General features: G+C 65.5%; 9 protein-coding genes. 5 read left to right on the top strand and 4 right to left on the bottom strand.

Translation table 11 applies throughout. The annotated features are described in order from the left end of the window. Positions 1 to 63: 63 nt before the first annotated feature. Positions 64 to 2514 (top strand): TonB-dependent receptor, encoded by a 2451-nt coding sequence (locus tag QBJ89_RS02115; RefSeq protein ID WP_277978899.1) that lies wholly within the window; start codon positions 64 to 66, stop codon positions 2512 to 2514. Positions 2515 to 2765: 251 nt separating this feature from the next. On the opposite strand, the gene QBJ89_RS02110 is transcribed toward QBJ89_RS02115, so the two are convergent. Both QBJ89_RS02110 and QBJ89_RS02105 read right to left on the bottom strand, forming a co-directional pair. Then, positions 2766 to 3665, bottom strand: coding sequence for a ribokinase (locus QBJ89_RS02110; protein WP_277978898.1), 900 nt, complete (start codon positions 3663 to 3665; stop codon positions 2766 to 2768). A gap of 287 nt (positions 3666 to 3952) precedes the next feature. After that, complete coding sequence (locus QBJ89_RS02105; RefSeq protein ID WP_431522496.1) at positions 3953 to 6295, bottom strand: acetamidase/formamidase family protein; 2343 nt, start codon at positions 6293 to 6295, stop codon at positions 3953 to 3955. A 195-nt stretch (positions 6296 to 6490) separates the two neighbouring features. Here QBJ89_RS02105 and QBJ89_RS02100 point away from each other — a divergent pair, with 195 nt between their 5' ends. From QBJ89_RS02100 to QBJ89_RS02085, 4 genes are all read left to right on the top strand, one after another. Then, the gene (locus QBJ89_RS02100) at positions 6491 to 7471 is read left to right on the top strand and encodes a PDR/VanB family oxidoreductase (RefSeq protein WP_277978896.1); all 981 of its coding nucleotides are present in this window, start codon (positions 6491 to 6493) and stop codon (positions 7469 to 7471) included. Between the two features lie 17 nt (positions 7472 to 7488). Next, a complete protein-coding gene (locus QBJ89_RS02095; protein ID WP_277978895.1) occupies positions 7489 to 8478 on the top strand; it encodes a bile acid:sodium symporter family protein in 990 nt (329 codons plus the stop codon). Between the two features lie 19 nt (positions 8479 to 8497). Next, complete coding sequence (locus tag QBJ89_RS02090; protein ID WP_277978894.1) at positions 8498 to 10000, top strand: carboxylesterase/lipase family protein; 1503 nt, start codon at positions 8498 to 8500, stop codon at positions 9998 to 10000. Positions 10001 to 10110: 110 nt separating this feature from the next. Further along, entirely contained in the window at positions 10111 to 11217 is a 1107-nt protein-coding gene (locus QBJ89_RS02085; protein WP_277978893.1) for a TauD/TfdA family dioxygenase, read from the top strand. Positions 11218 to 11364: 147 nt separating this feature from the next. Here the strand turns inward: QBJ89_RS02085 and QBJ89_RS02080 are convergent, their stop codons facing one another. Both QBJ89_RS02080 and QBJ89_RS02075 read right to left on the bottom strand, forming a co-directional pair. After that, positions 11365 to 11859, bottom strand: a complete 495-nt coding sequence (locus tag QBJ89_RS02080; RefSeq protein WP_277978892.1) for a VOC family protein — start codon at positions 11857 to 11859, stop codon at positions 11365 to 11367. Positions 11860 to 11867: 8 nt separating this feature from the next. Further along, entirely contained in the window at positions 11868 to 12683 is an 816-nt protein-coding gene (locus QBJ89_RS02075; RefSeq protein ID WP_277978891.1) for a DODA-type extradiol aromatic ring-opening family dioxygenase, read from the bottom strand. Positions 12684 to 12760: the final 77 nt, after the last annotated feature.

Raw genomic sequence — 12760 nt, 5'->3', positions numbered from 1 at the left:
AGGAGAGCGAACACGCCCATGCCGCGCTGGGCCGGGGATCAACCAAATAGAGGGGGACAATCGATGTTCGATCCATCGCGCATTCTGCGCCTGCATTCGCTTAGCCTATCCGCGGTCGCGCTGGCACTTGCCGCCGGTTCGGCGCACGCCCAAGCCGTACCGGCCGCTGCCGCGACCGCCGCCGCCGATCCGGCGGATGCCTCGCAGGAAGGCGCCGACGTCGTCGTCACCGGCGCGCGCGACCTGAACGGCGTGATCCAGGCCGGATCGACCGGAAGCGTGTTCGGCATCGACAAGCCGCTGGTCGACACCCCGCGTTCGATCACCGCCGTTTCGGACGAACTGCTGTCGCGCTACAACATCCGCAACGTCTTCGATCTCGCCAGCGTGTCGGCGGGCGCCTCGACCGGCTCCTATTTCGGCGTGCCGGGCAGCCTGAATCTGCGCGGCAACATGGCGGACAACTATTTCAACGGCTTCCAGGGGCTGTCGAACTTTGCCAATTACCCGACGCCGGTCGATGCGACCTCCTCGATCGAGATCGTTCGCGGCCCCGCCTCGCCCGTCTATGGCGCGGGGCAGGTCGGCGGGTACCTGAACTTCATCCCCAAGACCGGATACGGCGAGAAGACGAAGTACGTCAACGAGCTGAGCGGCAACCTGACGGGCGTGCTGGGCAGCTACAACCAGCGCGAGTTGACCGGCAATGTCGCGATCCCACTGGGCATCGGTGGCAATACGGGCGGGCTGCACCTATTCGGCAAGCTGGAAGATTCCGACAGCTTCTACAAGGGCATGCACCCCAAGTCGCAAATCGGGCAGGCATCATATGCGGGTGACCTGACATCGAAACTGTCGGTCGAGCTGACCTATCAATACATTCATTCCGACGGCTATCTGAAGAACATCGGCTGGAACCGCGTAACGCAGAATCTAATCGACAACGGTAATTACGTCGCCGGTCGCCCGATCGCGCAGATCTCCGATGGTGTCTCTCCCTATATCACGCCTCAGAGATTCTATCAGGTAACCGGCGGGTCGACGCTGATGTTCTACGGCCCCGCGATCGGAGTACCGGTGTTGCCGAATGATTTCACCAAGCTGGATCCGGCAACGATCCGCACGGTAAAGCTGAGCCCGCGCACGACCTTCATCGACGAGGGCGTGGACGTCAACGAGGCCTATACCAACACCGGCTATGGTCGCCTCGCCTATGCATTCGACAATGATAGCACACTGAAGTTCGAAAACTTCGTCAACACGCTAAGATCGCGCAACTATCAGAGCTACGGCTTTGGCAGCTATTATCGCTCCACCGTGACAGAGCAGCGACTGAGCTATCTCGCCGACTTCGTTACCGGGTCGATTGAGTGGAAGACCGTGTTCGGCGGAAATTACCGCTTCACCGACGCGCATGTGCAAAGCAGCCTGAACGACTTCGTCCTGTCCGAGGACCGTCGCGATCTGAGCTTCGGGGCGACGATCGACGATCGGTTCAACAATCCGTTCGCGGTCGACAATTTCGCCTGGGCGACCGATGTGAAGAGCACGATCCGCAACATTGGCGGGTTCGCGCTGGTCGATGCGACGCTGGGGTCGGTCAGCCTGACCGCAGGCGGGCGCGTTGACAATTACAAGGTAAAGTCGCTCAACACCGGCAGCGAGGTAGGCGACGCGCGCCAAACCTTCCGCGCAAGTGACACGACGGGCAGCTTCAACACCTCGCTAGCGTACAAATTCCCATGGGCGACCTTCTACGGCACCTATGCGGAGGCGCGCTCGGTCCAGGTCGATCAAGGCGGCGGGATCAACCCCGCGCTGGTGCAGAACGACGCCTATCTTGGGCCGTCGAAGCTGAAGGAAGTGGGGATCAAGATCTCGCAGTTCGGTGGGCGACTGTTCGCGGCGATCGACGCCTATGAGCAGCAGCGGTCGTATCTCTCCACCCCTCCCACCGGGGTCCAGTCGGTCGATGCGCGGCGGACGCGGGGTATCGAAGCGGAGCTGCGCTATCTCGTCACCCGCTCGCTGGGAGTCACCGGCACCTTCACGCATCAGCGGACCAAGGTGCTGCCGACCGCGGGTGCGGGCTTCTTCCTGACGGTGCCGTCGTGCCTTGCCGGGATTGCGTGCACCGACGGCTATGGCGGCTATGTCTTCACCAACGCCAACCGCATCCCGGAGCTTCAGGACGGTTATTACCTGCATGCCACCCCGAACACGAGCGCATCGCTGTTCGCCACCTATGACCGGCGGGGGCATTGGGGGCTGACCGGGGGCGTGACCTATGCGTCGCAGACCGGCGGCTATCTGCCGGGGGCGATCAAGGTGCCGGGCTATGCGCTGTTCCGCGCAGGCGTCTATGTCATCGACGGGCCGTGGCGCGTGGACGTGAACGCCAACAACTTGTTCGACAAGCGGTACTTGATCGCCGGTTACGACACCGATGCCAACGCCAATGTCCTGCCGGGCATCGGCCGCACCGTACAGGTCCGCCTGAGCCGAAACTTCTAAAGTCGGTGCGCCCCCCGCGCCCAAGTGGGCGCGGGGGGCGGGGTGAACGTTCGCTAGGTTCACACCGAAGCGCCTTGTCTGAAGCAGCGGGGGCGCGCCTTGATGCGAGCGGCGACGCCTCGACGCGCATCACGCCATTTTCATTACTGCGAGGCGCGAGATCCATCTTTCTGGCCGCCGCAGGGCAGCAACTCTCGAAGAAGATAGCGATGCCAGCCTTTACTGGCAGGACGGGAAGGAGCGCCGCTGCGCTATCCCAGCAGCGCCATCGCCTCGCGATAGGTTGGCGCCGCATTCGCCGAGGCGCGCGATACCGCCAACGCCCCCGCCGCCGCCGCCAGCCGCATCGCGACGGGCAGGGGCTCGCCCAGCGCCAGCGCATAGGCCAACGCACCGTTATAGGCGTCCCCCGCGCCTGTGGTGTCCACAACCGACACGGGAAATGCGGGCTGGCGCAGCAGTTCGTCGCCGATCAGCGCGGCGCTGCCATCGCCCCCCAGCGTCACCAGCGCGGAGCCCGCGCCCGCCGCGACCAGCGCCTTCAGCCCCGCCGCCACGTCATCGGTGCCGGTCAGGCTCGCCAGTTCGGTCTCATTCGGCGTCACCAGATCGACCAGCGGTAACAGCGACAGCGCGGCGCGATCGGCAGGTGCGGGGTTAAGGAGCGTGCGGACATTGTGCCGCCGCGCGACACGCAGCGCTGCCTCGATCGCGTCGAACGGAGTTTCGAGCTGGACCATCAGCAACCCCGCGGTCGCGATCGAGGGCTCCGCCGCCTCCACCAGCGCGGGTGTCACCAGTGCGTTCGCGCCCGCCGTCACCGCGATGACATTGGCGCCATCGGCCGCGACCATGATGTGCGCGGTTCCGGTCGGCGCCGCGACACCATCGATATGGAGCGTGTTGATACCCGCCACGAGCAGATGGTCGCACGCCGCCGCCCCCTCGGCATCGTTGCCGACTGTGCCGATCATACTCACACGCGCGCCCATCCGCCGCGCGGCCATTGCCTGATTGAGACCCTTGCCCCCGATCTCCCGCCGCAGCCCGCGAGTCATGATCGTCTCGTGCGGGCGCGGCAGTGCCGCCACGTCGATGATGATGTCGGTGTTGATGCTGCCGACGACGGCGATGCGGGGCGCGATGCTCATGCCCGCGATGCTAGCGCAGCCGACGCCCCCGCGCGTTGATGCTGCGCACACGGCGACTTGTCGTCAGGTGCATGGTCGGTTGGCGGGTCGGGCCTCCACGCATTTGCCGGCGGTTCCCTCACGAACTCCGTCCGTCCTGCGAAATCATTAACCTTGTCGATACGGCCGCTTGAAGGGCGGTGGTCCACGGTGCATCGAGACGAGGCTTCGACGACCTCAGCCTCTCCTCAGCACGAACGAATATCTGCTGAACGACAATCGCCCGCTTCTGTTATCGGTGCTCTCCATCAATGCACGAACAGCGCCTTGCGGATGATCGCATGCGCGCCCCAATTGCCGTTGACTACCTGTGTCACCCCGAAATCCACCCCCACCGACAGCAAGGAGATCGCCTCGTCCTCGGTCAGCCCTCGTGTCGTCATCAGGAAGCGGCGCGCCTTACGGAAGGCGTCGCGCATCGCGCCTTCGATCGAGCTCTGCTTGTAGATGTCGCTCTGCGCCTTGCCACCCAGATCGCGCAAGTAATTGGGCTGCGAAAAGCCCAGGATCACCCATTCGTCGCGCGTCTCAATCAACGGGTAATCGAGGTCACGCAGTTTCTCGGGCTGGTCACCGCACCGATGAAGCACGATCTGAATTACCGCGCTCATCGAACATTCGATGGCAGTGCCGCACAATTCGGAGTCGCCCTGCGACGCATGCGGATCTCCCAGTGACAGCAGCCCTTCCGCGACATTGACCGGCAGGAACACCGATCCACCTGCGCCCATCCGCCAGTTGTCGATATTGCCGCCGAAATTGGCGGGCGGGACCGAATCGATCAGCCCGTCATGTGCGGGCGCCATCGCGACAAAGCCGAAATGCGGGCGCACCGGCACCTCCACGTCGCGCAGCACGTTGAAGTTCTTCGTCACCAACTCGGGATCGACGATCACCCCGGGGTAATCATAGCGCTGGTGAACGATTCCATTGGGGTCGGTCTGCGGCACGTAACGGTAATTGTAGACCGCGTGCGCACAATGCCCGCCGTGGCGCCGCTCGACCTCATAGATGGTGACGACCTCGCGCGGCTTAGGCTCGGTCAACATGTCGCCGTAGTGAAAGCCCCAATAGGCCGCGACGTTGCTGCCGAAGCTGCGCCCAGCGAACTTCGTGCTGCTAGAGGGCCGCGGGGTCATCTCCAGGAAGCGCACCTCCACGACATCGCCGCGCTCCGCCCCCGCGATTGCGATGGGGCCGGTCATGATATGGACACCGAACCCCTCGCCCGCGCCGCGCCCGACCGCGGAGGCGTCCATCGGCCCGGCGCCGCGGCGGTTGATTGCCTTGTCGCCCTTTTCCCAATGGTAGATGCGCTCGACCTCCGGGTCGCCGTCGATCATCCGTTCGTGATCGTCGCCGGCGTGATGAGTAACCGTCTCGATCGTGACGTAATCGCCCGACCGGACGCGCAGCACCGGGCGCAGGTTACGGCTGATATAGCCCCAATGGACGGTATCCACCGTCGCGCGCAGATGATGATGGCGCACGTCGCCGGCGGGGATCACATCGTCGGCGCCGATGCCGGCTTCGGTCGCAGCCTCAAGCTCCAGCGATTCGTCGGTCGGCGCGTCGGCGGTGCGCGCGACAGGGCTGCCGCGCTGGGGAACGCTGTCGTCCTCGCCGCCGGGCGAGGCCTTGCGATATTCGCGCGGCGACACGCCGTAGCGCTCGCGGAAGCTGCGGCTGAACGAGGCCGAGTCGTTGAAGCCCCATTGGAACAGGATGTCAGAGATCGATTTCTGCGAGTGCAGCGGGCTGACCAAGTCCATCCGGCAGCGTTCGAGCCGCCGTTGCTTCACGTAATGGCCGAAGCTGTCGTCGATGGATTCGAACAGCTTCTGCAGGTAGCGCATCGAGATGCCGTGCTCGGTGGCGACGAATTGCAGGTTGAGCGTCGGATCGGACAGATGCATCTCGATCGACTGAAAGACGCGCTCCAGCAGCATCGCGCGCGCACCCGCCGACCCGCCGAGCGAGCGCGCGGGCGCGCCCTCCAGCAGCGCAGTGAGCAGGAATTCGGACAGGCTGAGTTCGACCGGGCGCAGCCGGTCGCTGGTGAGCTCGTTGATCGTATCCGCGACCGAGCGCAGCATCGCCGACAGCAACCGCCCCGCCCCGGTATCCGACGCGATCAGGCTGAGATCGGCGGGCAGCAGGTTGCGCACCGCCGGGCCGAAAAACGCGCGCGGGACATGCATCATCAGGAAGCGATGATCGCGCGGCAGATCCAGCACCGCGCGTGCATCGTTCCCGCCGATCAGCACGTCGCCTTCACGCACGACAACCGTCTGCGCGCCGAGCGTGGCGGAAAGCTCGCCCTCCAGCAGCTGCACCATCCAGATATGATCGGCGCGATCCGACAGGTCGATCGTGACGTTCTGGCTGGTGGAGGATATGCTAATGAACTCGGGCCCGTTGGCGCCGCGATGGCTCGACAGCTCGCCATAGGCCGGTTCGCTCATGACGTTGAGCAGTACCGACTTGCGCTTCAGCGCGAAGCGCCACGCCTCCCAGCGTTCTTCCTTGGGATAGGCATTGGTGGTGAACCGCAATTCAATATCCCCGCATCTACCGAGCACCCGCAGCATGCTCGGCTATCCGGCGATGATAAAGATGCCGCAACGCAGCAGCGGTGACCATAGCGGGACGACCCGGCCGCGCGTGACAGCAGGCTACGCGCAAGAATTCGTGCCGAATTAGGCAAGCCGTCGCGCGCGGGCCATGTCACCTATGCTCACGCAGTCGCAGCATTCAATGGGCGCAGGGGGCGGGACCAGATAGTGTTGAACGTCGAACGGATCAGCGTGCGGGTCGATCGGATCCGCGTGACGGGGGCGACAGGCAGCGCCGGGGCGGTCGCGATCCTGGATCTGCTGCCCGACGCCGGCGTGATACTGCCGCCGTTCGTCGCGGGCGCGCATATCGACCTGCACCTGACCCCCGATCTGATCCGGCAATATTCGCTGCTCAACGATCCGGCGGACAGCGGCCGCTATGTCGTCGCGGTCGCGCTGGACGCCGACAGCCGGGGCGGGTCGCGGCACCTGCACGAACAGGTCTCCGAAGGCGACGTCATCACCGTCAGCGCGCCACGTTGCCATTTTCCGCTGATAGAGGACGCGGCGCACAGCGTGCTGATCGCGGGCGGAATCGGGGTGACGCCGCTCTGGGCGATGGCGCAGAGGCTGCGCACGCTGGGACGGCCCTTTTCTTTCCATTTTGGCGCGCGCAGCGCCGCAAACGCGCCGCTGCTCAACGAGATCGCGCCGGTGCTGGAAGGGTTGGCGACGACGTTCGAGACGGTGTTCGAGGCCGATCACGGCGCGCGGCTGGATCTCGCGCGGATCTTTGCCGAGGCTCCCGCGGGCAGCCATTTCTATGCCTGCGGGCCGTCCGGGATGCTAGATGCCTATGTCGATGCGGCAGAGGCCGCAGGGGTGAACGACGCTGTCGTCCATCTGGAGCGCTTCTCGGGCACCGGCATCGCAGCGACCGGGGGCGGGTTCACCGTCGAATTGGCGCGCACCGGCGGCTGCTACGCGGTCGCGCAAGGATCGACGATCCTTGAGACGCTGAAGGCGGCGGGGATCAACATCCCGCATTCCTGCGCCGAGGGGGTTTGCGGCGCGTGCGAGGCGACGGTGCTCGACGGCGTGCCCGATCACCGCGACGAAGTGCTGTCCGATGCGGAAAAGGCCGCGAACCGGACAATGATGGTCTGCTGTTCAGGGGCCAGGTCCGCGCATCTGGTGCTCGACCTGTGAGCGCGTTGCGGCGCACAATGTCGCGTACGATCGGCTGGGTCGATCCATTCATCGTGCTGATGCTGGGGCTAGTGGTGCTCGCCAGCGTCGCGCCGGTGCGCGGGCTCGCAGCGCAAGCGGTGAAGATCGCCGCGGACGTGTCCATCGTGCTGCTGTTCTTCCTCCACGGTGCGAAGCTGTCGCGCGAGGCGATCGTCTCGGGGTTCAGCAACCTGCGGCTCCATGCGGCGGTGCTGGCGACGACCTTCGCGCTGTTCCCGCTGCTGGGGCTGGCAATCCGCGCCGCGTTGACGGGGCACATGGCGCCGGGCGTTCTCGACGGCATCCTGTTCCTGTGCCTGTTACCCTCCACCGTCCAGTCGTCGATCGCCTTCACCGCGATCGCGCGCGGCAATGTCGCAGCGGCGGTGTGCAGCGCGTCCTTTTCCAGCCTGCTGGGCGTGACGGCGACGCCGTTCCTCGTCGCGCTGCTGATGGGGCATAGCGCAAGCGTATCAACCACTGCGATCGAGAAGATCGTGCTGCAACTGGTGCTGCCATTTGCCGCCGGGCATTTGCTGCGCCCGTGGATGGGGAAGGTCATCGACCGGCATCGCAAGCTGGTAAGCCGCGTCGATCGCAGCTCGATCCTGCTGATCGTCTTTTCCGCATTCAGCGCCTCGATCGTCGAGGGCTTGTGGAATCGTGTGGACGCCGCTGATATCGCCGCGATCCTGCTCGTCTCCGCCGCGATGCTGGCTACGGTGATGGCGCTGACCTGGTGGGCATCGGCGCGGATCGGATTGGCGCGCGAGGACCGGATCGTGATGCTGTTCGCAGGCTCGAAGAAGAGCCTCGCGACCGGGGTGCCGATCGCCTCGACGCTGTTCCCGCCGGCGGCGCTGGGGCCGGTGCTGTTGCCGGTGATGCTGTTCCACCAACTCCAGCTCATCGTCTGCGCTGCGATGGCGCAGGCGTTCGCGCGCGGCGCAGACGATGCCGCCGCCGCGAACCCCGCCACCGCCTGACCACAAGGGAGCGACCCGTATGAAGCGCTTTGCCCTGCTCGTCTTGTGCGCGATCGCTTCGCCTGCCCTCGCCGGTCCGCGTGTCGATGCGCCGGCGGGACGGATCGAGGGAAAGGACACGGGCGCGGTCGAAGCGTTTCTGGGGGTGCCCTATGCCGCGGCGCCGGTCGGCGCGCTGCGCTGGCGCGCGCCCGCCCTGGCATCGCGATGGACGGGAGTGCGGCAGGCGAGCGTGATCGGCGCGGACTGCGTGCAGGATTCGAAGAACAACCCGCTCCCCGCCGGCTACTCCAATCAGCAGAGCGAGGATTGCCTGTTTCTCAACATCTGGCGTCCGCACGGGACGCCCGCCGCGCGACTGCCGGTGATGGTGTGGATCCACGGCGGGGCGTTCATCATGGGATCGGGGTCAATGCCCGACTACGACGGTGCCGCGCTGGCGGCTCGCGGCGCGATCGTCGTGACGCTCAACTATCGCCTCGGGCGGTTCGGGACCTTCGTCCATCCCGAACTTCTCAAGGAACAGGCGGGGCAGCCGATCGCGAATTACGGGATGATGGACCAGATCGCCGCGCTCAAATGGGTCCGCGACAATATCGCGGCGTTCGGGGGCGATGCCGCGAACGTCACGATCTTCGGCGAATCAGCGGGCGCCTCGTCGGTCAATTTCCTGATGACCTCACCCGCCGCCAAAGGGCTGTTCGCCAAGGCGATATCGGAATCTGGCGGGCGCAACGACATGCTCGATTCAGTCGAGGCCGCCGCCGCAAAATGCAGCGCCTGGGCTACGACCAAGCGAGCGACGACGCTCGCGCAATTGCGCGCGCTCGGCGCCGACACGATCCTCGACGCGCCGGTCATCGTCCCCGCGCGCCCGGTAATCGACGGAAAGCTGGTCGTCGCGCGCACCGATGTCGCGTTCCGCATCGGACTGGCGGCGAAGGTACCCTATCTGGTCGGCGCCAACGATTTCGAGGAAAGCCTGTTGCGCTGGTTTCCCGGCGGAGGTGAGATGATGGTGCGCCAGTTCGGCGACAAGGCCCCCGCGCTGCTCGCCGCCTACGCCGCCTTAGGTAAGACGCGTGAAAGGCAGATCGGGCGGCTGTGGGGCGAGAATGCGATGACCGAACCCGCACGCTGGCGCGCCAAGCTGCACGCGGCGCACGGCGCGCCGGTCTATCTCTATCGCTTCGCCTATGTGCCCGAAGCATTGCGCGCGACCACGCCTGGCGTGGGCCATGCCGACGAAATACCGTTCGTGTTCGACAACGGCCCGCCGCGCCCGGGCTATCGATGGACCGCGGCGGATCATGCGACCGCGCGGCTGATGGGGGAATATTGGCTCGCGTTCGCGAGGACGGGCAACCCCAACCATGCCGGTGCGCCCGACTGGCCCGCGTTCACCCCCCGCGCCGACCGCCTGCAACTGATCAACGCCTATGGCACCAGCACGGTCATCGACTTCGCGCGCCCGCGCCTCGATCTGATAGAGGCGGCGGCAGGATCGGCGGACGCCAGGTAGATCAAGCAATGGGGTCCGCACGAACAAGTCGAAAGGCGGGGCCGCTGTTATCCTAACGATGGTCGGGTGGATATTCCCCCGAACCCGGCAATGGCTGGAGGCCCATCATCATGAACATCGCCGCGGCGATCACGCCCGCTGCTCCGCTGGAGGAAATCCACACTGAAGCCGCATGGCGCGGCGACGTGCTGTCGAAGGGCGACGGCTGGATCTACCAATTGTCCGCCAAGGAGCTGGCGGAGCTGGAAGACCTCGGTACGCGCTTCGTCGAGGCCGATCCCGATCTGCGCTTTGTCCAGAAGGAAGAATATCCGCTTACCGCCTGTGCCGAAGCGGTGCTGGAATGGGGGCGCGACGTCGACAGCGGGCGCGGCTTTGTACTGGTGCGCGGATTGCGCACGCACCTCTATTCGGATGCGCTGTCGGCGGCAATCTACTACATCCTCGGGCTGCACATGGGCGATCCGATCCGCCAGAACGAGAAGGGCGACCTGATCGATTCGGTCTATGCCACCTCGGACAAGACAATGGACGATCCCACCGCCAAATCGTCCAAGGTGCGCGACGGCCTCGTCTATCATTCGGACTCGTCGGACATCGTCGCCCTGATGTGCCTGCGCCCGGCCAAGGAAGGCGGCGCGTCGTGCCTCGTCTCGGGCGCGCAGATCTACAACGAGATCCTGCGTCGCCGCCCCGATCTCGCGCCCCTGCTGTTCGAGCCATACCACTGGGACTGGCGCCGCCAAGACGTGCGCGCGCCCGCCGACACCTATACCTCGCCGATCATCGACCTGACCGACGGCGTGTTCAGCATGTATGCGGGATCGCTCTACATCCTGACCGCGCAGGATTACCCGGGCGTGCCGAAGCTGACCGACGCGCAGATCGAGGTGCTCAAGCTGTTCGACGAGATCGCTTATGAGCCCGGCATGGCGATCGAGATGGACTTCCGCCCCGGCGACATCCAGTGGCTGTCGAACTATGCCGCACTGCATGCGCGTACCGGGTTCGACGATTACCCCGAGCCGCAGCGCCGTCGCCACCTGCTTCGCCTGTGGCTGAGCCGGCAGGGCGACCGCCCGGTGATCGACGGCTTCGGCAAGAACGGCGTGGTGCAGGTGCGCCACAAGCCGCGCGAGGGCGTGACCGTAGATGACCAAGGCTTCTTCCGCATCAAGGACGCGCCGGTGCCGCGCCTGCTGGCGGACCACGGCTAAGCTCGGAGCCCGGCTTCTTCGTTCGCAGGAGGGGAAAGCGAAGCGGGCTTATGTGCTTCTGCGCACGCAGGAGCGCCGGGGGACAAGGAAAGAGGGCGGGACACGCTGCATGTCCCGCCCCCTTTTCGTTTGCGACTCCAGCGCGCTTTATTCACGGGTGAAGCCTTCGGGTATCACCGCCGGGTCTCCGGCCTTGCCCCACAGGATGATCTCATTGCCCCAAGGGTCTTCAAACGCCCAGTTCAGGCCGTTGAACTCTTTCCAATAATGGTTGCGCCATAGCACTTTGGCGCCCCGCGCCTCCGCGGCGGCGAGGATGTCGTCGGCGTTCTGGTCGTCGCCGATCAATAGCCAGATGCGGGCCTTGTGATCGGTGCCGCGCGACAGCGGGCGCGGGCCGGCACCCTCGGTCGCGGGATGCGGGCGCGCGTTAGCGGAATTGTATATGCCGAGGTGGAGGTTGCCGATCGTGCTCTCGGTGCGGTCCTTGTGGCGGAAGTTCCCGCCCGGGACGAGGCGGTGATAGACGCCCGTCGGGCGCCCCTCATCGGTCCAGCCGAAGACCTCGGCGTAGAAGGCGCCGGTCGCCTCGGGATCATCGGAGGCGAGATCGATGAAGATCAGGGTGGTCGGATTTTCCATGTCGGTCCTTATCCAAAGCGGAATGCGGAGACGGTCGCCTTCATGACGACGTCGGAGAAGATGCGCTCACCGCGAGAGTCGGCACCCGCGCCCGCCGCGATCATCAGCGGCAGCAGATGCTCCTCGCGCGGGTGCGCGTTGCGCGCGGCATCGCCCTCGCTCCATTGGGCGAGCTGCGCCAACCGCGCACCGGCGTCGTCCTGCCTCAGCGCGTCGGTAAGCCAGCCGTCGAACGCGGCGGAGGGTGCGGTTGCCGTCGACGTGCGGAAGGCGCGCATGTTGTGATAGCTCATGCCCGACGCGACGATCAGCACGCCCTCATCGCGCAACGCTGCCAGCGCCTTGCCCGCCGCGATATGCTCGGCGGGGTCAAGGTTCGATTTGAGCGACAGCGGCACCACCGGGATATCCGCGTCCGGAAAGGCAAGCAGGAAGGGGATGAAAACCCCGTGATCGAAGCCGCGGCGCACATCCACGCGGATCGGGATTCCGGCGTCCTGCATCAGCTCGACGACGCGGCGCGCGACGTCGCTCGATCCCGGGGCGGGATATTGCAGCTGATAGGTGTGCGGCGGGAAGCCGTTGTAGTCGTAGATCATCGCCGGCGCCGGCACTGAGGCCACGGTGAATTCCGACTCCTCCCAGTGCCCCGAGACGACTAGAATCGCCTTGGGCTTTTCCGGCAGGTCGGCGGCGAGCCCGCGCAGCCAAGCGGCGGTCTTGTCCCATGTATCCGCCGGTTCGCCCATCAGCGACCAGTCCATGAAGAAGCACGGCCCGCCCCCGTGCGGGATGAACAAGGTCGGCTGCGTTAGGCCCGTCATGCGATGAAATCCCCGTTTCGATACAGTGGATGATGCTAGTGGGTTCTAGCCACGCGGCGGGCAGTTCCACTTGTCGG

The organism is Sphingomonas phyllosphaerae, assembly GCF_029623345.1.
Lineage (GTDB): Bacteria > Pseudomonadota > Alphaproteobacteria > Sphingomonadales > Sphingomonadaceae > Sphingomonas > Sphingomonas phyllosphaerae_C.
Note: the sequence above shows the minus strand (reverse complement) of the source record. Positions and strands in the feature narration are given on the sequence as shown.

What these genes read in the sequence shown, in the direction of transcription:
- QBJ89_RS02110 (WP_277978898.1), bottom strand. Translation starts at nt 3,665, where the DNA reads ATGAGCATCGCGCCCCGCATCGCCGTCGTCGGCAGCATCAACACCGAC.
- QBJ89_RS02075 (WP_277978891.1), bottom strand. Translation starts at nt 12,683, where the DNA reads ATGACGGGCCTAACGCAGCCGACCTTGTTCATCCCGCACGGGGGCGGG.
- QBJ89_RS02080 (WP_277978892.1), bottom strand. Translation starts at nt 11,859, where the DNA reads ATGGAAAATCCGACCACCCTGATCTTCATCGATCTCGCCTCCGATGAT.
- QBJ89_RS02085 (WP_277978893.1), top strand. Translation starts at nt 10,111, where the DNA reads ATGAACATCGCCGCGGCGATCACGCCCGCTGCTCCGCTGGAGGAAATC.
- QBJ89_RS02105 (WP_431522496.1), bottom strand. Translation starts at nt 6,295, where the DNA reads ATGCTGCGGGTGCTCGGTAGATGCGGGGATATTGAATTGCGGTTCACC.
- QBJ89_RS02115 (WP_277978899.1), top strand. Translation starts at nt 64, where the DNA reads ATGTTCGATCCATCGCGCATTCTGCGCCTGCATTCGCTTAGCCTATCC.
- QBJ89_RS02095 (WP_277978895.1), top strand. Translation starts at nt 7,489, where the DNA reads ATGTCGCGTACGATCGGCTGGGTCGATCCATTCATCGTGCTGATGCTG.
- QBJ89_RS02090 (WP_277978894.1), top strand. Translation starts at nt 8,498, where the DNA reads ATGAAGCGCTTTGCCCTGCTCGTCTTGTGCGCGATCGCTTCGCCTGCC.